This window comes from Colwellia sp. PAMC 21821 (assembly GCF_002077175.1).
Taxonomy (GTDB): Bacteria; Pseudomonadota; Gammaproteobacteria; order Enterobacterales; family Alteromonadaceae; genus Cognaticolwellia.
Genome location: NZ_CP014943.1, coordinates 3,643,393 through 3,666,784 on the forward strand (window position 1 = coordinate 3,643,393; position 23,392 = coordinate 3,666,784).

Sequence of the window (23,392 nt, forward strand, 5' to 3'; positions counted from 1 at the left end):
AAATCAAAGCTTAGTAGCCTGTTTCATCGCACGAACAAACTCCGACAACTCGCCCAACATCTTAGCGTTATCATCAAGATTGCTTTCAATAATCTTAACAACCGCAGAGCCACTGATAGCACCTTTTGCCCCTGTTGCTAATGCCGCTACTACTTGTTCAGGTTTTGATATACCAAAACCAATCACAGAAGGCGCTGCTTGGTATTTTTCCAATATATCAATAAGTTTATGGCCCGTCATTTCAGCTTCAGTTTCTGTGCCCGTAACACCGACACGACTTAATACATAAGTATAACCCGAGCCATAATCAGCTACTTTTTGTAACGTTGTTTCACTGGCATTAGGTGGAGCGATGAAGATCGGCGCTATGCCATTGGCTGTTGCCGCTTGTCTAAAGGGCTCACTTTCACGAATGGGCAAGTCAGCGATAAGAACAGAATCAACACCTGCCGCAGCAACATCACGATAGAAGTTATTAATGCCACGAGCAAATACTAAGTTGCCATAAAGTAGCAAGCCAATTGGAATATCAGGCGCATACGCACGAATTTTAGCTAAAATATCTAAACAGACATCGGTATTAATATTGGCTTTTAGTGCACGAAGCGCAGCCATTTGAATGGTAAAACCATCAGCACTGGGGTCAGAAAAGGGCATGCCAAGCTCTAAAGCATCTGCGCCAGCATCAATCAGTGTTTTAATCACTTCAAAAGATTGCTCAGCATTTGGGTCTCCAATGATAACAAAAGGGATAAACGCGCCTTCATTTTTTACCGCTAATTTTTCAAACGCTTGGTCATAACGAGTACTTATATTAGTAACGTTACTTATGTCAGTTGCTTGGCTCATTATGCTTCTCCTCTATGCTTTACATCACTTTTTTCAGCAGTCTCAGGCGATATAATCGCGTTTACATGCGCTAAGTCTTTATCACCTCTACCTGATAAATTAACCAAGAAGATAGTTTCTTCTGTCACTTTATCAGCCATTTTTAAGGCATGTGCTAAGGCATGTGAAGACTCTAATGCAGGAATAATCCCTTCATTGCGCGCCAGTAACTGAAATGCTTCTAATGCTTCGTCATCGTTTATTGCGACATATTGAGCGCGGCCAGAATCTTTTAATTGTGCATGTTGTGGGCCTACAGCAGGGTAATCAAGACCCGCTGATACAGAGTAAGACTCTTCAATTTGGCCAACCTTATCTTGCATAATGTAGGTGTAGTTACCATGTAACATACCTTTGGTACCTGCCACTAAGGTTGCACCGTGGTGTGCGGTGTTTATGCCTTTACCACCGGCTTCAACGCCAATCAATTTGACATCTTCATCACCGATAAAGTCGTTAAACATACCAATAGCATTTGAGCCACCACCAACACAGGCAATAACGTAATCGGGTAAGCGACCTTCTTCAGCTAATAATTGCTGTTTGGCTTCTTCGCCGATCATTTTTTGAAACTCACGCACAATAGTCGGGAACGGGTGAGGACCCGCAGCCGTACCTAATAAATAGTGTGCGTTTTCATAATTCGCTGACCAATCGCGTAATGCTTCATTTACCGCATCTTTAAGTGTGCCGCTGCCGGCGGTTACTGGAATAACTTCAGCACCCATTAATTGCATGCGAAAAACATTCGGTTGCTGACGCTGACAATCAACCGCGCCCATATAAACCTTACATTTTAAACCTAATAATGAGCAGGCAATTGCTGTAGCAACGCCATGTTGACCTGCACCAGTTTCTGCAATAATTTCAGTTTTACCCATGCGTTTTGCGAGTAACGCTTGCCCTAAAACCTGATTAGTTTTATGCGCGCCGCCATGCAATAAATCTTCACGTTTTAAGTAAATTTTAGCTAATGGATTTTTAACAATGTTGCGACACAATGTAAGAGGTGTCGGACGGCCAGCATAGCTGGTCAGTAGTTTGTTGAATTCAGCTAAAAAAGCTTCGTCAGTTTGCGATTCAATAAAGGCTTGCTCTAGTTCTTCTAAAGCAGGCACTAATAATTCGCCGACAAACATACCGCCAAACTCGCCAAAGTAGGCAGGTAAGGTCTTTTTAGGCTGATTTTCAGTTGGTGATTTTAACATCTTAATAATTCCGTATTTGGGCGAAAACTTCATTGAGTTTATCGCGACATTTAATGCCAGGGCTCGATTCAACACCTGAGTTGATATCTAAGCCAAATAATTCTTGATGGGTCAGTTGCGCACATGCTTGGGTGATATTATCGCGTTGTAATCCACCGGCTAAAAAGCAACGGGATAAGTCTTGCTCGCTATCAGCTAGCGCTTGCCAGTTAAAGGCTTGGCCACTACCCGCATTTTTTCCGTCAAGCACAATTTGGTCGACATTTATCGGAAGTGTCGGCACGGTTTTCTCTACCGGTAACGCTTTAAATATTTGACAATTTTTAGCTAGCTTTATTCGTAAGCTATCAATATATTGTTGGCTTTCTTGGCCATGTAATTGCACGGCAGATAGCTGTAAATCTTTGGCTAGAACAATCACTTCTGTTTCAGGGTGATTAACAAACACACCAACGTATTTTAAGCTAGGGTTTTCGCTAATTATAGCGCTCGCCTGTGCTTTGTTAACACGCCTAGGTGATTTTTCCGCAAATATAAGACCGCCAAACTCAGCGCCTGCATCAATAGCAAATCTTGCATGCTCAGGTTTGGTTAAGCCACATACTTTATTGTGACCGAATATTAATTTTCGACAGGCTAAATCAATATCGTCCTCAGCCATCACAGAGCTGCCCACTAAGAAACCATCTACAGCAGGGGCAAGTTCTCTCACTTGGGCATTATTATATATGCCTGACTCAGAAATAACGATGCGATCATCTGGCAGTGTTGGCGCTAGATCAAAGGTACGTGAAATATCGGTAGAAAGATCACGTAAATTTCGGTTATTAATGCCGATGAGTTTAGCATTTAAGCTAATCGCACGGTCGCGTTCTTCTTCATTTGATACTTCGGTTAAAATCGCTAAGTTTAATGACTGCGCAACAGCGGCTAACTCATTGTATTCATTATCATTGAGCACGCTAAGCATTAATAATACCGCGTCAGCCCCATAATGCCTGGCTAGATACACTTGGTAAGTGTCAAAAAAGAAATCTTTATTAAGTACCGGACACTTGACGAGGTCACTGACCGTTTTTAAATAGCTAAAATCGCCTTGAAAATATTTATGCTCGGTTAGAACTGAAATTGCGGCGGCATAATTATCATAAATACCTGCAATTTCAGCGACATTAAAGTCTTCTCTGATCAAGCCTTTTGACGGTGATGCTTTTTTGCATTCTAAAATAAAACCGGCATAAGGCTTTTCGGCTGTACGAGTTAATGCTTGGTACATGTCTTTTTTAGACGGTGTTAAACCATCAATAAAGCTTGCTAACGGTATTTCTTTTTTCAGTTCTGCAATCTCAATACGTCGATTAGCGACGATTTGCTCAAGAATGTTACTCACTATGCTGATACTCCTGCATTAGATAATCGCACTAAATCTGCTAAGGTTTTGGTGGCAGCGCCAGAGGCTAGTACTTTTGTGGCATGTTGCGCTGCTAGCAATAAGGTGTCTGCTTGACCATCTAATTGTTCACGATGTAAATAAAGTAGCGCAGCACAATTAATGATAACGGCACTGTTATGCGCTTCTAGCCCTTTACCGGCTAATATTGCTTTAATAAACTCAGCGTTTTCTTGTGGTGTTCCACCTTTAATATCTTCCAAAGTGTAATTTTTTAACCCAAAATCTGCCGGCGAAATGTCTTTTTTAATTAACTCTCCATTGCTGATTTCAGTGACTTTAGTTTTTCCGTGCAACGCTATTTCATCTAAGCCGCTGCCGTGTACAACCCAAGCGTGCTTAACCCCTGTTAATAATAAGGCTTCGGCTATCGGGGTTATTAATTCAGGCAAGTAAACACCCAGTAACATAACATCGGGCTTTGCTGGGTTCACCAATGGCCCAAGAATATTAAACAAGGTTCTAATCGCCATCGCTTTTCTAACTGGGGCCGCATGTTTAAAACCGGTGTGGTACGCCGGCGCATATAGAAAGCAGATATTGGCTTGTGCTAAACACTCACTTGCCACTTCAGGCGACATAGTTAAGTTAACACCGAATGCTTCAAGTAAATCAGCAGAGCCTGACATACTTGAGACACTTCTATTGCCATGTTTTGCCATTTTTATGCCGCAAGCAGCCGCTAAAATAGCCGCGGTGGTTGAAATGTTAATGGTATTTGCACCATCGCCACCCGTACCAACACAGTCTGTAACACCGTTAGTTTGCATTGGAAAAGGCGTAGCATTTTCACGAATGGCAATTGCAGCACCCGCAATTTCTGCAGGGGTTTCACCTTTAATTTTTAATGCCGTTAGAATCGCGGCCAACCGTTCAGGCGCGACAAAACCATTAATGACTTGTTCAAAAACATCATGGCTTTGCTGTTGCGTTAATGAATCACCATCAACTAAAGTATTGAGTGCACTGTGGGTAATGTCATCGTTAACTTCAACCTGAGTCAGTGGTGACGTTTTGCTACTAAGTTCAGTGGTTTTCATGATCATTCCCTCGGGCTTTATAAATAGTTTGTTCCGCTAAAGCAGATAAATGACTTAGGCTTTGCGCTAATAAATTGGTGCCATAGGTAGTTAATATGGATTCAGGATGGAACTGAAAACCAATGGCAGCATCTGTGCTATGTTCAATGGCCATAGGCAAAGTAATGTCTTCACCATCAGTGGCTAAATTAACATAGGCTGTCATGGTTAATTGTTCTGGCATTTCACTGGCAACAAGTGAATGATAACGAGCCACAGGTAAAGGGCTAGCAATATTGTTAAAAGCGCCTAATTCGTTGTGGCTGATATTTGACGATTTACCATGTACCACTTCAGGTGCACGCGCTATAACACCGCCATAATGTTGAATTAATGCTTGATGCCCTAAACAAATACCTAATATGGGGAATTGTCCTGCACAAAGTGATAATAATGGCATTAAACAGCCGGCATGGGTTGGATCGCCAGGTCCAGGTGAAAGCACTAAAATAACACCGGCGTTGTTGTTTTTTTGTTTCTCTTGCAGCTTATTAAAAATAAAATCAGCGCCGATGGTGTTGCGATAAATAGTCAGTTTATAGCCTAAACAACGAAACTCATCGACCAAATTATAGGTAAATGAATCGAGATTATCTAACATGACAATCTCTGGCAAAGCGTCAGTAGAAGTGTTCGATGAAATGTCAGATGATGTCATTATTTAACCTCCTGCTGTATTGCATCGCTGTTCAGCGTAGTTTGTCTTTCCTGATGAGAAATCACTAATACTTTACCTTCCGCTTCTTTAATCGCACTGATCACCGCTTGCGCTTTTTGTTTGGTTTCGTTGGCTTCAGATTGCGGATCAGAATCAAACACCACACCAGCGCCGGCTTGAATTTGTGCGCGATTATTTTTCACAAAGGCGGAGCGAATAACAATGCAGGTATCCATATCACCTTCGCCGGTTAAATAGCCAACAGCGCCGCCATAACTACCTCGACGCTTACCTTCCACTTCACGAATTAGTGAGGTGGCTTTTACTTTTGGCGCGCCAGATAAAGTGCCCATATTCATACAAGCTTGATATGCATGCAAGGCGTCTAGTTCATGCTCTAAAGTCCCGCAAACACGAGAAACCAAATGCATAACGTGCGAATATCGGTCGACCTTTAACAAGTCAGCCACGTGGCGTGTGCCGGGTTGGCTAACTCTTGCAATATCATTACGGGCTAAATCAACCAGCATAATGTGCTCGGCTAATTCTTTTTTGTCTAGCCGTAAGTCTAATTCGATGCGGCTGTCTAAGTCAGGAGATAAGGTGCCATCAGCGTTAAAACCACGAGGGCGAGTGCCGGCAATAGGGTAAATCTCTACTTGTCGGTTACTTTGTTGATATTTAAGTGCTGATTCTGGAGAGGCACCAAAAATACAAAACTCACTGTCTTGTAAATAAAACATATAAGGACTTGGATTACGGTGCTTCAATGCTTTATAAGCATTTAAATTATTTGAGCAAGTTAAGCTAAAAGTGCGAGAAGGCACTACCTGAAAAATATCACCCGCTAAAATGTTCTCTTTCAAGTCATTAACTATCTGACAAAAAGCGTTATCGTCTATATCGCAACGCAATGTATCCGGCTCTTTTACACTAGCATTTGATGGATTATCAGATGGTTTAAGCTCAAATGTTGCAGTAATATCAGTAAATAAACTGGCTTTTATGGCTGAAATTCTGGATAAAGCTGCTTGCTTTGCCTCTTCATAGCCAACACCCGTAAATTGGTTGGTGATCAGTTCGCTTGACTGTTTTTCATGGTCAATAATGATCAAGGTTTCTGCTAGATAATAAACAAAATCAGGACAGGTGTTTTCGCCGTCGGCAACGTCAGGTAATGACTCACTCATCGACATCATATCGAATGCAAAGGCGCCGCCAAGAAATACCGCAAAAGGATGTTGGTTAGTATTATTAAGTTGGCTAAATAAGCGTAAGCTTTGAAAAGGATTAATAGCAAGTAAACGTGAACGTTCATCTAATTGCTCAGTTACTGTTGCAAAGGTTGCTGTGAAACTTTTATGATCGCCAGTAATCTTTGCATCTGATGCTAAGGCTTGCTTAGCAAAGGCAAGGGCGTTTTCGCCATTTTTACTTAAAGCCGTAAAGTTAACAATATTGCCATTACAAACAATTTTTACTGCAGTATCAGTCAACAATAAACTTTTCAATTGATGTTTTTTGTCGACTTCAGCGGACTCTAATAAAAGCGTGTTTTCTTTTTCAGCACACAAGTAATGAAAAACCGCTAATGGATCGCTCTGATAACTTAATTTATCGGTGATAGTGACTACAGCCCCTGGCTGTTGAGTATCAAGTGCAGTGTTTAGCTGCTGTTTTTCGGTGTTGTTTTTTTGGGTATTGCTCATGGGTATTCCTACAAATAATCTATTTAAAAACGGTCATCCAGCGTAAATAGGCAGAAGCCACCATAAGAACCAACGTTTAACTTTTATACGTAACATACTTATTCTCTTATTATTTAATACTAATTAATTCAAAATTTTAAAAGCAAAAAACCCGCAATAGGGTGCGGGTTTTCGAATTTTTTACTTACAAGTAAACATCACAACCCACTTATGTAGAGTTATGCCACCACCAAATCAAAGAAATAGTTTGTTTTACTTGTATCATTATCTGTTTTATCTCAGTAAAATTGTTTTTATTCACTTGCCTAAATAGCGACTTGCACTTGTTTTCAGATAGTATTAAGTCCCTATAGAAGAACCGATTCGCGTAATGATGTCAACCACTGATTTTACTAATGATAAAGATTTTTCAAACTTACGCGTTGATCTGCATAGTCACACTAATTGCTCGGACGGTGCTTTAACGCCGAAAGAGCTAATAGAACGGGCAGTTAACTTCCAAATTGACGTATTAGCAATCACAGATCACGACAGTGTTAAAGGTCTTGATAGTGCAAAACAAACTATTTTAGATCAAAATATTCCATTAACGTTAATTGATGGCATTGAAATATCGACGCAATGGCAAGGGTTTGAAATTCATATTGTCGGTTTAAATATTCAACCTGAGCATCCAGCGTTGCAATCGTTGATTTCAGCGCAGCAACAACGCCGTGAAGATCGTGCGCTCTCTATGGGTGAAAAGCTAGAAAAATGTGGCTTTAGCGACGTTTATAGCCAGGCAAAAGAGATGGCAGGTGAGGGTTCTATTACTCGCGCACATTTTGCTAAAATACTTTTACATCGCGGTATCGTCAGTAAAATGCAAGCCGCCTTTGATAAATATATTGGTAAAGGCAAACGCGCTTATGTTAATCCTAATTGGTGTAGCATTGAAGAAGCAGTAGCGACCATTCATGCCGCTGGTGGTGTTGCCGTAATGGCGCACCCGATAAGATATGACTTAACCGCCAAATGGTTGCGGCGCTTAATTGTTCATTTTAAGTCGGCACAAGGTGACGGTTTAGAGGTGGTGTTACCGCAGATGAACAACGAACAGCGTAAAATAATGCTAAGCTATTGTTCAGAGTACGATTTACATGCTTCGATGGGGTCTGACTTTCATCAGCCTAGTCGTTGGAGTGATTTAGGACGTAATTTAGTGATGCCTGAGCAAGCCAAGCCTATATGGCAACTTTGGCAAACTCAAACTGTGAGTTAGTCTGCAGGTTTTAAAGTGTATAACACCAAGTTGATTAATTAGCTGCTCATTTTTAATAATTAAAATGAAAACGCAGATCACTTAATTAATCAAATAAGTATGAGTCAAAAAGTATAGCCGCAGGGTATTGAAAAATATGATGATAAATCTGAAATTTAGTTGGAGCTTAATATGAGCCAGTTTTTTTATGTACATCCCGATAACCCGCAAGGTCGTTTAATGAAACAAGCGGCTGCCATTATTAGTCAAGGTGGTGTCATTGTTTACCCAACCGACTCGGGCTATGCTTTGGGCTGCCATATTGGTGACAAAAAAGCCTTGGAACGAATATGCAATATTCGAGATATTAATAAAGAGCATAACTTTACTTTAATGTGTAGTGATTTGTCAGAGTTGTCGGAATATACGCGGGTTGATAACAGTGCTTTTCGCTTGTTGAAAAACAATACCCCAGGTCCTTACACCTTTATTTTCAAAGGTTCAAAAGAAGTGCCTAAACGTTTGTTAAATCCAAAGCGTAAAACGATTGGCATTCGCGTACCGGACAATGCTATTGCCCAAGCGCTTTTAGCTGAGCTAGGTGAGCCAATAATGTCGACAACACTGATCATGCCAGGTGCTGACACTGCAGAGTTTGATCCTGAGCATATTCGCGATATTTTAGAGCACGAAGTAGATTTAATTATTAATGGTGGCCATTTAGGCGAACGCCCAACCACGGTGATTGATTTTTCAAATGATGACGTTGAAATAATTCGTGTGGGTGAAGGCGATCCAACACCTTTTCAATAACGCGTGATTAAATCAGCTAGCCAATAGTTATTAATGCCACTTACAAAGCAAACACAAAGCAAAAAATACATGATAAAAGCTGCTTATGCCTGAAAATACGGCTAAATTATCCAAAAACATAACGCCAGATAGCAAGCCTGCTTCTGGTGTTATGCTTCAGCAAGTATTACCTTTTGCTTTTCTGCGAGGTGAAGCGATTGTTGATAAGCCTCAAGACTTATTTATTCCACCTGATGCCTTAGAAGTTATTTTAGAAATGTTCGAAGGGCCGCTCGATCTTTTATTGTATTTAATTCGCAAACAAAAATTTGATATTCTAGACTTACCTATTTCACCTATTACCACGCAATACATGACTTATGTCGATTTGATGAAAGATATTAAGTTGGAGTTAGCCGCGGAATATTTAGTGATGGCCTCTATTTTAGCGGAAATTAAATCACGCTTATTATTGCCAAAACAAGCGGTTGAAGAAGACGAAGGTGACCCAAGGGCAGAATTAGTTAGAAAATTACAAGAATATGAAATAATTAAAAAGGCGGCTGAAAATATTGATGAGTTACCGCGTGTTGACCGCGATAGCTTTGTGGCAAAAGTAGAGTTAGCGGAAAATTTTGTGCCTGAAATTCTCAATAGCCAAGTCGACTTAGCTGAACTCGTCAGCGCGTTACAAGGTGTAATAAAGCGCACACAGGCTTATGAACATCATCATATTCAAAAAGAGTCTTTGTCGACTAGAGAGCGAATGGCACATATTATGAATACTCTCAAAGACGCTGATAGCGAGCAACCTTATTGTGACTTTAGTGATTTATTTACTGTTAAAGAGGGTAAACAAGGGGTTGTAGTGACATTTTTAGCGATTCTAGAACTGATTAAAGAGTCCTTAATTGAATGTGTTCAAACGCAAATTTATGGCGAAATTCGTGTTTGTCTTCCTCGACAAGGTTAAGCCATTTTTAGTATAAATATCGGCATAAATATCGGCATAAATAACGGCAATAACATCAGTAAAATCAACAGCAATAACAAGAGTAAAATTAGCGAAAATGATAACCGATAAAATACGCCACAAAGATATTGACGATACCAAGCTGCAACGCTTAGTTGAAGCTGCGTTATTTATTGCTGATAAGCCGTTGTCGGTGCAATTACTTAAGCGCGATTTTTTAATAGAATATCGTGTTAGTAACCTTCGCATTCGTGATATAATTATCGCTATTCAGGCTCAGTATAAAGGCCGTGGTGTTGAACTCAACAAAGTCGCTTCTGGCTATCGTTTTCAAACACCGGCAGAGCTGAGTGACGATTTAGCGCATTTGTATAAAGAAAAAGCACCGAAATACTCCCGTGCTATTCTAGAAACGTTAGCGTTAATCGCCTATAAACAACCGATAACCCGTGGTGAAATTGAAGATATTCGCGGTGTTGCCGTCAGTAGTCAGATAATTAAGACACTAACGGATAGAAATTGGATTAAAACCGTAGGTCAAAAGGAAGTGCCTGGTCGACCGGTATTGTATGCGAGCACGCAAGAGTTTCTTGATTACTTTTCGCTAACCTCACTCGACCAATTGCCGGCGTTAATGCCAATGGAAGACTTTACTAGTTAAATGCTTTTACAAATAAGCTAAACTAAAAAACATGGGGTATTTACCCTAAACTTAAAGAGACAGAAATGTAATGGTGACCCAGATAATTACTTGGTTTACTGTGAAGTTACTGACGTAAGAGAGTTAAGACAATGTCTGAAAAATTACAAAAAGTATTAGCACGCGCAGGTGCTGGTTCGCGCCGTGAAATGGAAACTTACATAAGTGCTGGCCGTGTTAGCGTTGAAGGTAAAACCGCTTATTTAGGTGATCGTGTTGAAGGTAATGAACTGATTCGCGTAGATGGCCATCAAGTTAAACTGAAACCTTTAGCAGACGATTTATGTCGTGTTTTAATGTACAACAAGCCAGAAGGCGAAATGTGTACGCGTAAAGATCCTGAAGGCCGCCCAACTGTTTTCGACCGTTTACCTAAATTAGATGGAAGTCGCTGGGTTGCAGTAGGTCGTTTGGATATTAACACTTCAGGTATGTTGCTTTTTACTACCGATGGTGAGCTTGCTAATCGTTTAATGCACCCATCTAAACAGGTAGAGCGTGAATATGCTGTGCGTATTTTTGGTGAAGTTAATGAAGCGATGTTACAAACATTGCGTCATGGTGTAAAACTCGAAGATGGCACGGCAAAGTTTCAAAAAATCACTTATAAAGGTGGTGAAGGCCGCAACCATTGGTTTCATGTGGTTTTATCTGAAGGCCGTAACCGTGAAGTTCGTCGCCTTTGGGAAAGCCAAGATGTACAAGTTAGCCGCTTAATTCGTGTTCGTTACGGTGACATGGAAATGAAGCGTCAGTTACCACTTGGTGGCTGGACAGAATTAAACTTACAAGATGTTAACTACTACAGAAAACTCGTTGATTTAGCGCCTGAAACACAAAGTAAAGTGAAGGTTGATGAGAAAGCGATGGATAACGCGAAAAGCCGCAGAATTCGTCGCTCAGTGAAAAAGCATCAACATCGCAGCCAACAAGCAACTAGACGCAGACGTTAAGCGTTAGATAAAGTAAATTGCTGAATTTATGTGTTACAACAACCAGCTAAACAACCAGCTAAATTAATGACAAGTTCAATTCACTATCGAACTTGTCATTTTTATTTCAGTAATTTAATTTCACCTTTGGTATTGGTAAAAAAATAAGATATTGTAAGTCGACACTTTAGACACTTTTCATGATCAGCTTTATTGTTTAAGTGTCGTGGAAAATATTTACCTTAGTAATTGATTTAATTTTGACTCAACATAGGACATTACGTGCAAGCAACTCTTAAAAGAATTTATATCGAAGACTCCGAGCAATTACATCTAGTTTGTCAACGCTACGCACAAGCCAGTGTGCTTGCTATCGATACTGAATTTGTACGCACGCGAACGCTTTATCCTAAATTGGGACTTATTCAAATAAACGACGGTAAAACCTTAGCATTAATTGATCCCGTTGCTGTGCCAGACTTAACACCTTTTTGGCAATTACTTGAAGATGCAAAAATTCAAAAAGTGTTACATGCTTGTTCAGAAGATTTAGAAGTTTTTTTGACCGCAGGCAACTGTCGCCCCGTCAATTTAATTGATAGCCAAATTATAATGGCTTTTTTAGGTCATGGTATATCCATGGGTTATGCGGCGATGATCTCACATTACACCGATATTGAAGTCGATAAGTCTGAATCTCGTACTGACTGGATGAAACGACCATTAACGCAAAATCAGCTGACCTATGCAGCCGCTGATGTTGAACATCTGTTTAATATATTACCTTTATTATTTGCGGATATTGAAAAGGCGGGTTGGTTAGCCGCGGCTCAAGAAGAAAGTGATGTTATGGTTGAGCGTAAGTTCAGTGACATTGATGAAAGTCAGTTATATCTTAACCTTAAAATGGCTTGGCGTTTAAACCCTACGCAACTCTATCGCTTGCAGCAATTAACCATTTGGCGCTATCAACAAGCTAAAATAAAAGATAGACCCATCGGTTTTATCGCCAAAGACCATACGTTATTAGCCTTGGCGCAAGTTAACCCAAGTAATGTCGGCGCTATGTCGGGTATTGAAGGTGTTGAGGCACTGGATATTCGTCATAAAGGTAATGCGATGTTAACGGTACTGAAACGCGCCGCAGAGGCAGAAAATATTCAATTGCCGCCACAAATTGTTCGCCTTGACGAATACCCTGGTTATAAACAAAATTTTAAAAAAGTTAAAAACCACATTAACGAATTAAGTAATGAAACAAATTTACTGACGGAAAATTTAGCCTCTAAAAAACAAATTAATCAATTTTTATCTTGGTATTTTAAGATCAATGGCGCAGAGCATCAGCCTCAAATGGTTGATATTATGCGTGGTTGGCGCAAACCATTGTTTGGTGAAAAGTTACTTGCCTTTGTTGAGAATGACTTTCAGTAAATTAGCCTTAAATCTTATTGAGTAAAGTGTTACATAACAGTCAAAGACGCTGTTGTATTGTTATGATAACGTTACTCAGCGGTTGTTAAGGCAAATAAAATTAGTAATTCCCCATATATCATTTTAATCATAGGTCTCCATTATGCTGTGTAGTGTTTATAAAAGTTCTAAAAAATTACAAACTTATCTTTATGTTAATAACAGAGATGATTTTTCTGATGTGCCTGACGCGTTAATGAAAATGTTTGGTAAGCCAGTGATGGTTACCGTACTGAACCTTTCTTCAAAGGTGAAATTGGGATTTGCAGACCTTGAAAAAGTAAAAGTAAGTCTAGCTGACCAAGGTTATTATTTGCAGCTAACACCGCAGGAAGAAGATATGTTAAAAGGGCATAAAGCGAGCATGACTAATGCTAAGAATGCTAATACAGGCAAAGATGAACAAGGAGAATAATCATAATGCGCTATTTAAAATCAGTAAAAACAATATCTTTTTCACTATGCTTAGCGTTATTTTCCCAAGTAACCTTAGCTGCAGATGATAATAAAACGACAACGTTAGATGCTAAAGCAAGCTTCGAACAATATATCGTAAAGTTAAAACAAGAAGCGATTTCTAGGGGCTTTGAGCAAACCTTAATTGACGAATCTTTCGCTAATGTGGTTTTTCACCAACGTGCAGTAAAAGCGGATCGTAATCAACCTGAAACCGTTGAAACCCTTGATACTTACTTGCCAAAACGCTTACCTGATTGGAAAATTAAACGTGCTCGAGCAAAATATAAAGAGCATGAAGCACTGCTAACCAAAGTAGCGGCCGAATACGGTGTACAACCGCGTTTTATTGTTGCGCTTTGGGGGCTAGAGACAAACTTTGGTAAAATTATGGGCAACTATAATGTTATTTCTGCGTTATCAACCATGGCCTATGAAGGACGCCGCGAAGCATTCTTTAAAAAGCAGCTTTGGGCCGCGTTACAAATATTAAAAGAAGGCCATATCGATAGTGCGAACATGAAAGGCTCTTGGGCCGGCGCTATGGGACAAAATCAATTTATGCCAACTTCATTTGTTGGTTATGCGGTTGACGGTGATGGCGATGGGAAAAAAGATATCTGGGGTAACCAAGCCGATGTCTTTGCTTCAATGGCAAACTATTTGAAAAAAGAAGGTTGGAATGACCAACTCACATGGGGTCGTCAGGTTAAATTACCGAGCGATTTTGATACGTCATTGGCGATACCTAATAATACCGGTGGTCGTAAAAACTGGTTAAAAGCTTGGGCTAAAACCGAAAAAACCTTAGCCCAGTGGCAGGCATTAGGCGTTCGACGCAGCGATGGTACTAATTTACCAAAAGTTGATATTAAAGCGGCATTAGTTTTTCCTGATGGCGCTAAAGGACGTGCGTACTTAGCTTATAATAACTATAAAAGTTTAATGCATTGGAATTTATCCTATTACTTTGTCAGCTCGGTTGGCCATTTATCTGATCACATTAAATTTCCGCCGATTCAGTAGTCAGTTTTAATTAGCCATAACATGTAATTGCAACAGTAAGCAGCCATAAGTAGTCATATGAGTAAAAAAAATAGTCGTTCGAGCTCAAAACCCACAAAAGTCGTTGTCGAACGTTTTTGGGAAACAAAAACATTAAATGAGATGACGCGAAGTGAGTGGGAATCATTGTGTGATGGTTGTGCTAAATGTTGCCTGAATAAATTCATTGATGACGATAGCACTACCGATGAAACCGAGTTGATGCCGACCACGCATATTGCTGAAGGTGAGCAAATGAGCTACTCAAACATTGCTTGTCATTTACTCAATGATAAAACTTGTCAGTGTTCAAAGTACGAGCAGCGTACTGTACTCGTGCCAGACTGCGTGCAGTTAACCCAAGAGAATTTAGATGATGTGTTTTTTATGCCGCCAAGCTGTACTTATCGGCGCTTAAAAGAGGGCAGAGGTATGCCGTCTTGGCACCCACTGTTGCACAATGGCAAAAAATCAGCCATGCACCAAGCAGGTATGTCAGTGCGTGGTAAAATCATTAAAGATAACGATGTTGAATTAGACGATTTTGAAGACTATATCGTGCTTTGGCCACTGAACGATATTAATTAATTCATCAGAATATTCGTATCATGCATAATAAGTGATGCTAGATATTAACCATGCTACTAACCTGAAAGCTTAAAGTAATAGTAAGCTTTCAGCCATTTATTCAGCAACTTTTATATTAAAGGCATAATGCTCTAAAGGGCAAACTCGCTGCGCCGACAGATACTGGCTCATAAGTTACTTCTGATATCAGCAATTCTGGTTTAGGCCGCTCGGAAGAACGACGATGTAACGCATACATAACCACTTCCTTGATCAATAATTTAGATAATGATTTTGGTATGTGTCCACCAATGACAATGGCTTGGGTATCTAATAAAGCGGCTGATGATGACGCCACCAAACTTACTGCATCTTTAACTTTTGTTATCCACTCTTGAACGCCAGGCCAGTTAATATCGAACGACGCCATTAAGTCAGCATGAGTGCTAATATTAACCCCATTATTGATTAATATTTGTCGTAAGTTTTCTAAGTTAGGGTAGACATATATTTTTGGCGGAAGAATATCGCCAACCTCTCCAGCGTTGCCGTATTACCAATAAAACACCCGACGATGAAACCTACATGAAATATGCTAAATATACTTCTGTTATTTGGGGTGTTGTGACGCTAACGTTGTCACTATACGCAGGTGATATAGCCGCAACGGTTATTGAAGCAATAAATAAAGTTGGCTCAGTGTTTTATGGTCCAATATTAGCTATTTTCTTATTAGCTGTTTTTGACAAACGCTTGTCTGCTTTACAAGTTAACATTGGTTTACTTGTTGGTGTTGCACTTAACTTGTTTCTTTGGTTATCAGTACCAGAGTTATTCTGGTTTTGGTGGAATTTAATTGGCTTAGTAGTTACGTGTGTAGTTGCTTACACCATATTAATTTTTAGTAATAAAGAGCGTCCAGCTTATAATCCAAAATTAACGTCTTTATCTGATACTCCTGCAATTTTAACAAGAAAAGACATGATGGTTTTAATAGCTTACTTTATCGTCATGATCGCTATTTGCCTATCTATTCCAATGCTGTTTCATTAAGACCAGAAGCCTTAGAACCCAGAGGGCTGAAAAGCCTTTTGTCTCTTTTTATTTTATGTGTGAAATAATCATGAAAACCAAACAATTTTTACAAAACCTTTTTGAAATCGCGGTCAATGAAAGTCTACCTTCGGTCTGTATGCCTAAACACCTTGAAAACATAGATGCGAGTAATGGTTTATGTGTTATCGGCGCGGGTAAAGCGGCTGTCGATATGGCTAATACTATGCATCAATTTTTCGGTGATAAATGCTATGGCACGGTTGTTACTCGTCATGGTTATACAACAAAGTCGACTATTGGACGCATAAAAATATTAACCGCGGGCCATCCAATACCTGATGAAGGCAGTGCTAACGCCGGGAAAGAAATTTTAGCCTTAGCTAAAAGTGTCCCTGAAAATGTGCCAGTAGTTTTCTTAATTTCAGGCGGCGGATCTGCGTTACTTTCTTTACCAATCGAAGGCGTTTCTTTTGAAGAAAAAATGAAGCTAAATAAATTTTTATTAGGCTCAGGTGCCTCTATTGATGAAATTAATTGCGTTCGAAAACAATTATCACAAATAAAAGGCGGCAGGTTGGCACAAGCCATAAAAGGTGATTTTTACACCCTTATTATTTCTGATGTTGTTGGTGATGACCCTGCCACTATTGCTTCAGGTCCAACAGTTAAAGATCATACAACTCCCGAGCAAGCATTAACTATCTTAACTAAATATGGTTGGACACGCGTTCCCGCCATTGAACAAGCATTATTAGCAGGGCATAAAAGTGCAGTTAACAATGTACCTTCGCCTGATGTAATTAAAAACTTTACCATCATGGCGAATGCTAGACAGTCAATTGATAAAGCTATTTCTACGATTGATAAATCAAAATGGCATGTTGAAGTGCTAAATTATGATGAAGTAGGGGATGCCAATAAAGTTGCGGAGCAACACGCTGCAATCGCATTACGTGCGCTTAAAACTAATAAACCTACCTTACTATTTTCTGGGGGGAACTAACCGTTACTTTAGCTGATGCTTCTGGTCAAGGGGGCCCTAATCAACAATATATGCTGGCATTAGCCATTGCACTTAAGGGCGAAAAAGGCATTGTTGCATTAGCTTGTGATACCGATGGTATTGATGGCAGCGAAGATGTAGCAGGCGCTTATATTGACGCAACTACGTTACTTAGATCGAATGAACTCGGCTTGTCAGCGATTAATTATTTAAAGACCAATGATTGTTTTAACTTTTTTAAGCCACTAGATGATTTAATAATAACGGGGCCAACACATACCAATGTTAATGACTTTAGGGTGATTATGATTGATCCAAGTTTGTCATAAATTATAACTGGCCTTGCAGAGAATAAGTTACAAGGTCAGTTTTTTAACGATATTTAATGGTTCGTATTTTAAATAGTAAAGTTAAATACATTCAGCCAAAACTACTACGGCTAATCCACTTGCTCTAAATCTTTCAAATAGCGTTCGCCATTTTCAACATAATGCATTGCAGACTTTGTAAACATTTCTCGGGTTGACTCATCAAGTGGTTTAATAATTTTAGCGGGCGATCCTATAACTAAGTGTCCGTCTGGTACTTGCATATTTTCAGTGACTAAACTGTTAGCACCAATTAAGCAGTTTTTACCAATATTAGCGCCATTGAGTACGACCGCGTTCATGCCCACTAGGGTGTTATCTCCTATGGTGCAACCATGCAACATAACTTTATGGCCAACCGTAACATTACTGCCAATGGTCATGGGGTATTGTGCATCAACATGTAAAATTGAACCGTCTTGAATATTGGTTTGCTCACCGATGTTAATGCTGGCTACGTCGGCACGAATGACGACATTAAACCAAATGCTGGTCTGTTTTCCTAAGGTTACGTCTCCGATTAGTGTGGCATTGGGGGCGATAAAGTTACTCTCATTTAAACTAGGGACTAAATCAGCTAATCGATAAATCATCTACTTTTCCTTTTTTAGAATATATCTCTTTATATTAATCTATTCATGTCATAGCGCAAACTAGACCTTATACCAATTGATATAAACAATCGATCATTCTAAAGCGGTTTAAATATCCAGTATCTACGTTGCTTTCAATCCCAATAGCCTGCTATTGCTCAATCAAGCTCCTTGCTACTGAAAATTTATCCTCGTTTAAAATTGATCGATTCATTAAATCAATTGGTATTAGACTACGACCAACAAAATTATAAAGGTTGTCCTATAATGAAAATAAACCAGCTTGATGTATGAAAATTAAACAATTAATGGTAAAACATTAATCTAGTTAGTAATAATAATAATTTTAACGTTCAGTCGAATCAAATAACTCGTAAGTAAGCTCGGCATAATAAATTAAGTCTTGAGCTTGTGAACTGGGTTTTTATGATGAAATAAAGGTGATTTATGATTATTGGTATACCCAAAGAAGCATTGTCAGGTGAGAACCGAGTCGCAAGCGCGCCAACGGCGGTAACTTCCTTGCTCAAGCTTGGTTTTGAAGTGCAAATACAAAAAGGTTGCGGTACAAAAGCAAGTTTTACCGATCAAGAGTTTATTGATGCCGGTGCAAGTGTTGTGACTAAGAAAAATGTTTGGTTGTCAGATATTATCTTTAAAGTAAATCCGCCAACGATTGAAGAAGTCGCAGCAATGAAAGATGGGGCTTATCTCATTGGCTTTATTGCACCAGCCCAAAACGACGATATTTTAGCCGCGTTAAAAGCCAAATCAATCACTACGTTAGCTATGGAAATGGTGCCAAGAATGACCCGCAGTCAATCCATGGACGCGTTAAGTTCAATGGCCAATATTGCGGGTTATCGTGCCGTTATTGAAGCCACTCATCAGTTTGGCCGTTTTTTAACGGGGCAAATAACCGCGGCGGGCAAAATGCCACCGGCTAAAGTGATGATTATTGGTGCTGGTGTTGCTGGTTTAGCGGCCATTGGCACGGCGAGTAGTTTAGGGGCCATTGTTCGAGCCTTTGATACCCGTCCTGAAGTAAAAGAGCAAATCGAAAGTATGGGGGCTGAGTTTCTAGAACTTGACTACGAAGAGCCAGAAGATACCGGATCGGGTGATGGTTACGCCAAAGAAATGAGCAAAGCCTTTATCGATGCAGAAATGGCGTTATTTGCAGCACAAGCAAAAGATGTTGATATTATTATTACCACCGCGATGATCCCCGGAAAACCGGCACCTAAGCTGATTACCGCAGCAATGGTTGAGTCGATGAAAACCGGTAGTATTGTGGTTGACTTAGCAGCCGCAGGTGGCGGTAATTGTGAATTAACAGAAGCGGGTAAAGTGGTTAATGCCAATGGCGTAAAAATCATTGGTTACACCGATTTAGTATCCCGTTTACCTAATCAGTCATCACAACTTTATGCAAACAACTTGGTGAGCTTAGCGAAACTGCTCTGTAAAGAAAAAGACGGCACACTACATATTGATTTTGACGATCTCGTTATTCGTAACATGACGGTAGTTAATCAAAACGAAATCACCTTCCCGCCACCACCAATTCAAGTGAGTGCAGCGCCTGCTAAAGCGAAAGTAGCGCCGGTTAAAACCGCAGAAGTTAAGCCTGATGAACCGATGAGCCCCGCTAAAAAATACGGCATGATGGCGGCTGGTGCTTTACTGTTTGGTTGGGTCGCAAGTGTTGCACCTGCTGATTTTCTCTCACATTTTACGGTGTTTGTTCTAGCCTGTGTAATTGGTTACAACGTGGTATGGAATGTTAGCCATTCGCTACATACTCCGTTAATGAGCGTAACCAATGCCATATCAGGCATTATTATCGTTGGCGCAATTTTACAGGTGGGTAATAGTAGCCCACTCATTCAATTGCTCGCCGGTGTCGCAATACTTATTGCCACTATCAACATTGTTGGTGGCTTTGTTGTCACTAAACGTATGTTAAAAATGTTTAGAAAATAAGGGACACTGTAATGGAATTTTCTCAAGGTTTTATTAGTGCAGCGTATATTGTTGCCGCGTTATTGTTCATTTTTAGTTTAGCCGGATTAAGTAAACAGCAAACCGCTGAAACGGGTAATTGGTATGGTATTGTCGGTATGGCCATTGCGCTTATTGCTACCATTGCTGACCCACGTGTCGACAACGTTTGGATTATTTTAGTGACTATGGTCATTGGCGCAATCATTGGCTTAAAGTTAGCCAAAAAAGTTGAAATGACTCAAATGCCAGAGCTAGTGGCCATATTGCATAGCTTTGTAGGCTTAGCGGCGGTAATGGTTGGCTTTAATAGCTACTTTGAAATGGATCATTCAATGGGCACTTTGTACACTCAAAGTGATCTCATGGCGATTAATATCCATTTAGTTGAAGTTTTTCTTGGTGTATTTATCGGCGCGGTAACTTTTACCGGTTCCATTGTTGCGTTTGGTAAATTACGTGGCGTGATTAACTCGGCGGCATTAATGCTACCACATCGTCATAAACTCAACTTAGCCGCTGGCGTATTATCATTTATGCTGTTAGCGAGTTTTGTCGAGCAAGGTGGCGGTGATGGTACTTTATATCTTATGGCGATAATTGCGCTAGCTTTTGGTTGGCATTTAGTGGCGTCAATTGGCGGTGCTGATATGCCGGTGGTGGTATCTATGCTCAACTCTTATTCTGGTTGGGCCGCCGCCGCCGCAGGTTTTATGTTAAATAATGATTTGCTTATTGTTACCGGCGCATTAGTGGGTTCATCAGGGGCTATTCTTTCTTATATTATGTGTAAAGCGATGAACCGCTCATTTATCAGTGTTATTGCCGGTGGTTTTGGTACTAATGTGGTTATCGATACCGACACCGATTATGGCGATCATGTTGAAACGACCGCTGAATCAGTCGCAGATATGCTAAATGGCGCTAAGTCGGTCATTATTACACCAGGTTACGGTATGGCAGTCGCGCAAGCTCAGTATCCCGTGTATAAATTGACCCAAGCACTCAAAGAAAAAGGTATTGAAGTGCGTTTTGCTATTCATCCCGTGGCTGGTCGTTTACCTGGTCATATGAACGTATTATTAGCAGAAGCTAAAGTGCCTTACGATATTGTCTTAGGTATGGAAGAAATTAATGATGATTTTGCTGAAACTGATGTGGTGTTGGTGATAGGGGCAAACGATACGGTAAACCCCGCAGCGGCCGAAGATCCCACAAGCCCGATTGCTGGCATGCCGGTATTAGAAGTTTGGCACGCGAAAAATGTAGTGGTATTCAAACGTTCAATGAGCACAGGTTATGCCGGTGTACAAAATCCATTGTTTTTTAAAGACAATACACAAATGTTGTTTGGTGATGCTAAAGACTCGGTTGAAGAAATATTTAAGGCCTTATAGCTTGCTAGAGCTTTGCTCGCGTAAAGTTTAAAAAATATAAATTGCCGATACTTGTTATCGGCTTTTTTATTGCTAAAACTCAATTCTGTAATAGCCAGACGCTAAAATTGTAATTTATACATGTTTTACTTCATATTGACTTATTTTTAACCATGCAAGTTGTTATTGATTTTATTCGTTATTGTGATGATAAATTTATTTATCCGACAGACTATTTTGCTAAACTACGCGAGTTGAAATTTCTAAAAATAAATCCTTCGGAGAATAACGTGATAGAACCCAGTGTAATTGAGCCCAGTATCATAGAATTATGGGTAGGAACTATTAACGGTTATTTATGGGGTAGTATTTTAATTTATCTGCTTAGTGCTTGTGGTATCTGGTTTACGTTTCGCTTGAAAGGCTTACAATTCAGACGCTTTTTTCATATGTTCACCATTTTAAAAACCAGTCGTAAAAGTTCAAGCCAAGGTATTTCTTCTTTTCAGGCACTTTGTACATCGTTGGCGGCTCGTGTTGGTACTGGCAATTTAATGGGCGTTGCGGTGGCTATATCTCTGGGTGGTGCTGGCGCGGTATTTTGGATGTGGTTAATTGCTTTAGTCGGCATGGCTACCGCATTTGCTGAAAGTACCTTAGGTCAGCTCTATAAAGAGCGTGATAGCATGGGCAACTTTCGTGGTGGTCCCGCGTATTATATGAGCAAAGGCTTAAAGAATAAAAAATTAGCCATTACTTTCTCGCTGTGTTTGTTTTTTGGCTATGGTTTTGTTTTTAGTGCCGTACAAGCGAATTCTATTACCAGTGCATTTAATGGCTCATACGGTTTTAATCCACTTTACACAGGCATAGTTATAACCCTAGCGGCAGGCTTTATTATTTTGGGTGGACTAAAAAATATTGCCCGCTTTGCTGAACTAACCGTACCTTTTATGGGCTTGCTTTATTTATTGGTTTGCTTCGCGGTTATTTGGATGAACATTGAAAGAGTGCCGATGGTCATCAGTGATATTTTTGCTTCTGCTTTGGGCTTAAAAGAAGCGGGTAGTGGGCTTGTCGGTGCTGCTATTGTGCAAGGCGTTAAGCGTGGTTTGTATTCTAATGAAGCCGGTATGGGTAGTGCGCCTAATGCCGCTGCTGCTGCCGAACCATTTCCTCCGCATCCGGTATCGCAAGGTTATATTCAAATGCTGGCCGTGTTCTTCGACACCATTGTTATCTGTTCATGTACGGCAATTTTAATCTTACTTTTTAAAGATACCGGTGGTGAAGCGCAAGGCATTCAACTAACGCAACAAGCATTGGCTTATCAAGTGGGCGATTGGGGCAGCGACTTTATTACTATCGCTATTTTGTTATTTGCTTTTACGTCAATCGTGGCAAATTTTGCCTATGCTGATAATAATTTAAAATATTTAAAAATGGATAACGTTTTAGGCCGCTGGTTTTTACGTATTGGATTTTTACTGATGTTGGTCTTTGGCTCTGTCGCGACTTTACCTGAAGTTATCGCCTTAGCTGATTTATCGACCGGCTTAATGACCATATTTAATGTTACTGCGTTGTTTATGTTATCTAAAGTGGTGGTTAAAATCACAAAAGACTACCATAACCAGCAAGATAAAGGCTTATTGCCGACTTATCAGGCTGATGAAGCCGAAGAACAACGCTTAAATTTAACGAAAGGCATCTGGCTTAAAAAGTAGTGTTTACACGCGTAATATTTAATACAAGCAACTGTTAACAAAGCTGCTATAATGCGCGCCTTAATATTTTGGCGTGCTGCTTTTAGTCGGTACGTT

At 40.0% G+C, this 23,392-nt stretch carries 23 protein-coding genes; 15 read left to right on the plus strand and 8 right to left on the minus strand.

What is annotated here, in order from left to right; genetic code table 11:
• Positions 1 to 3 precede the first annotated feature (3 nt).
• Genes trpA through A3Q33_RS15445 form a run of 6 tightly spaced genes read right to left on the minus strand, consistent with a single transcriptional unit; the run spans position 4 to position 6,992 of the window.
• On the minus strand, positions 4 to 849 hold the full coding sequence (gene trpA / locus A3Q33_RS15420; RefSeq protein ID WP_081180709.1) for a tryptophan synthase subunit alpha: 846 nt from the start codon (positions 847 to 849) through the stop codon (positions 4 to 6).
• The gene (gene trpB / locus A3Q33_RS15425; protein ID WP_081180710.1) at positions 849 to 2,096 is read right to left on the minus strand and encodes a tryptophan synthase subunit beta; all 1,248 of its coding nucleotides are present in this window, start codon (positions 2,094 to 2,096) and stop codon (positions 849 to 851) included. Before trpB ends, trpA begins: the two co-directional genes overlap by 1 nt.
• 1 nt (position 2,097) lies before the next feature.
• On the minus strand, positions 2,098 to 3,486 hold the full coding sequence (trpCF, locus tag A3Q33_RS15430) for a bifunctional indole-3-glycerol-phosphate synthase TrpC/phosphoribosylanthranilate isomerase TrpF (RefSeq protein WP_081180711.1): 1,389 nt from the start codon (positions 3,484 to 3,486) through the stop codon (positions 2,098 to 2,100).
• Complete coding sequence (gene trpD, locus A3Q33_RS15435; RefSeq protein WP_081180712.1) at positions 3,486 to 4,586, minus strand: anthranilate phosphoribosyltransferase; 1,101 nt, start codon at positions 4,584 to 4,586, stop codon at positions 3,486 to 3,488. Before trpD ends, trpCF begins: the two co-directional genes overlap by 1 nt.
• Positions 4,573 to 5,283: an aminodeoxychorismate/anthranilate synthase component II gene (locus tag A3Q33_RS15440; RefSeq protein ID WP_081180713.1), complete on the minus strand. Its 711-nt coding sequence runs from the start codon at positions 5,281 to 5,283 to the stop codon at positions 4,573 to 4,575. The genes trpD and A3Q33_RS15440 overlap by 14 nt, the downstream gene beginning before the upstream one ends.
• Positions 5,283 to 6,992, minus strand: coding sequence for an anthranilate synthase component 1 (locus A3Q33_RS15445; protein ID WP_081180714.1), 1,710 nt, complete (start codon positions 6,990 to 6,992; stop codon positions 5,283 to 5,285). Before A3Q33_RS15445 ends, A3Q33_RS15440 begins: the two co-directional genes overlap by 1 nt.
• Positions 6,993 to 7,362: 370 nt before the next feature.
• Here A3Q33_RS15445 and rnm point away from each other — a divergent pair, with 370 nt between their 5' ends.
• The 9 genes from rnm (at position 7,363) to A3Q33_RS15490 (ending at position 15,190) form a co-directional block, all read left to right on the plus strand.
• Positions 7,363 to 8,253, plus strand: a complete 891-nt coding sequence (rnm, locus tag A3Q33_RS15450) for an RNase RNM (protein ID WP_081180715.1) — start codon at positions 7,363 to 7,365, stop codon at positions 8,251 to 8,253.
• A gap of 171 nt (positions 8,254 to 8,424) precedes the next feature.
• On the plus strand, positions 8,425 to 9,045 hold the full coding sequence (locus A3Q33_RS15455) for an L-threonylcarbamoyladenylate synthase (protein ID WP_081180716.1): 621 nt from the start codon (positions 8,425 to 8,427) through the stop codon (positions 9,043 to 9,045).
• A gap of 85 nt (positions 9,046 to 9,130) precedes the next feature.
• A complete protein-coding gene (locus A3Q33_RS15460) occupies positions 9,131 to 9,997 on the plus strand; it encodes a segregation and condensation protein A (RefSeq protein ID WP_081180717.1) in 867 nt (288 codons plus the stop codon).
• Positions 9,998 to 10,094: 97 nt separating this feature from the next.
• Entirely contained in the window at positions 10,095 to 10,658 is a 564-nt protein-coding gene (gene scpB, locus A3Q33_RS15465; RefSeq protein WP_081152852.1) for an SMC-Scp complex subunit ScpB, read from the plus strand.
• A 131-nt stretch (positions 10,659 to 10,789) separates the two neighbouring features.
• On the plus strand, positions 10,790 to 11,650 hold the full coding sequence (rluB, locus tag A3Q33_RS15470; protein WP_081180718.1) for a 23S rRNA pseudouridine(2605) synthase RluB: 861 nt from the start codon (positions 10,790 to 10,792) through the stop codon (positions 11,648 to 11,650).
• A gap of 261 nt (positions 11,651 to 11,911) precedes the next feature.
• Entirely contained in the window at positions 11,912 to 13,063 is a 1,152-nt protein-coding gene (gene rnd / locus A3Q33_RS15475) for a ribonuclease D (protein ID WP_231295704.1), read from the plus strand.
• A gap of 142 nt (positions 13,064 to 13,205) precedes the next feature.
• Positions 13,206 to 13,517, plus strand: a complete 312-nt coding sequence (locus tag A3Q33_RS15480) for a YcgL domain-containing protein (RefSeq protein WP_081180719.1) — start codon at positions 13,206 to 13,208, stop codon at positions 13,515 to 13,517.
• A gap of 5 nt (positions 13,518 to 13,522) precedes the next feature.
• On the plus strand, positions 13,523 to 14,584 hold the full coding sequence (locus tag A3Q33_RS15485) for a lytic murein transglycosylase (protein ID WP_081180720.1): 1,062 nt from the start codon (positions 13,523 to 13,525) through the stop codon (positions 14,582 to 14,584).
• A gap of 57 nt (positions 14,585 to 14,641) precedes the next feature.
• A complete protein-coding gene (locus A3Q33_RS15490; RefSeq protein ID WP_081180721.1) occupies positions 14,642 to 15,190 on the plus strand; it encodes a YcgN family cysteine cluster protein in 549 nt (182 codons plus the stop codon).
• A 115-nt stretch (positions 15,191 to 15,305) separates the two neighbouring features.
• On the opposite strand, the gene A3Q33_RS15495 is transcribed toward A3Q33_RS15490, so the two are convergent.
• Positions 15,306 to 15,599: an ROK family protein gene (locus A3Q33_RS15495; protein ID WP_081180722.1), complete on the minus strand. Its 294-nt coding sequence runs from the start codon at positions 15,597 to 15,599 to the stop codon at positions 15,306 to 15,308.
• Between the two features lie 83 nt (positions 15,600 to 15,682).
• Here A3Q33_RS15495 and A3Q33_RS15500 point away from each other — a divergent pair, with 83 nt between their 5' ends.
• The 3 genes from A3Q33_RS15500 to A3Q33_RS20880 all read left to right on the plus strand — a co-directional run bounded on the left by A3Q33_RS15500 (position 15,683) and on the right by A3Q33_RS20880 (position 17,557).
• The gene (locus A3Q33_RS15500) at positions 15,683 to 16,222 is read left to right on the plus strand and encodes an SLC5/6 family protein (RefSeq protein ID WP_081180723.1); all 540 of its coding nucleotides are present in this window, start codon (positions 15,683 to 15,685) and stop codon (positions 16,220 to 16,222) included.
• 70 nt (positions 16,223 to 16,292) lie between these two features.
• Complete coding sequence (locus A3Q33_RS15505) at positions 16,293 to 17,228, plus strand: glycerate kinase type-2 family protein (RefSeq protein ID WP_231295705.1); 936 nt, start codon at positions 16,293 to 16,295, stop codon at positions 17,226 to 17,228.
• Entirely contained in the window at positions 17,210 to 17,557 is a 348-nt protein-coding gene (locus A3Q33_RS20880; protein WP_231295865.1) for an MOFRL family protein, read from the plus strand. Before A3Q33_RS15505 ends, A3Q33_RS20880 begins: the two co-directional genes overlap by 19 nt.
• Before the next feature lie 110 nt (positions 17,558 to 17,667).
• On the opposite strand, the gene A3Q33_RS15510 is transcribed toward A3Q33_RS20880, so the two are convergent.
• A complete protein-coding gene (locus A3Q33_RS15510; RefSeq protein ID WP_081180724.1) occupies positions 17,668 to 18,189 on the minus strand; it encodes a gamma carbonic anhydrase family protein in 522 nt (173 codons plus the stop codon).
• 447 nt (positions 18,190 to 18,636) lie between these two features.
• Between A3Q33_RS15510 and A3Q33_RS15515 the strand changes: the two genes are divergently transcribed.
• From A3Q33_RS15515 to A3Q33_RS15525, 3 genes are all read left to right on the plus strand, one after another.
• Positions 18,637 to 20,175, plus strand: coding sequence for a Re/Si-specific NAD(P)(+) transhydrogenase subunit alpha (locus tag A3Q33_RS15515; RefSeq protein WP_081180725.1), 1,539 nt, complete (start codon positions 18,637 to 18,639; stop codon positions 20,173 to 20,175).
• A gap of 11 nt (positions 20,176 to 20,186) precedes the next feature.
• Positions 20,187 to 21,590 carry a Re/Si-specific NAD(P)(+) transhydrogenase subunit beta gene (gene pntB, locus A3Q33_RS15520; RefSeq protein ID WP_081180726.1) on the plus strand — a complete coding sequence of 468 codons (1,404 nt, stop codon included), beginning with the start codon at positions 20,187 to 20,189 and terminating at the stop codon, positions 21,588 to 21,590.
• 299 nt (positions 21,591 to 21,889) lie between these two features.
• Positions 21,890 to 23,296: an alanine/glycine:cation symporter family protein gene (locus tag A3Q33_RS15525; RefSeq protein WP_081182672.1), complete on the plus strand. Its 1,407-nt coding sequence runs from the start codon at positions 21,890 to 21,892 to the stop codon at positions 23,294 to 23,296.
• The last annotated feature ends 96 nt before the right edge of the window (positions 23,297 to 23,392 follow it).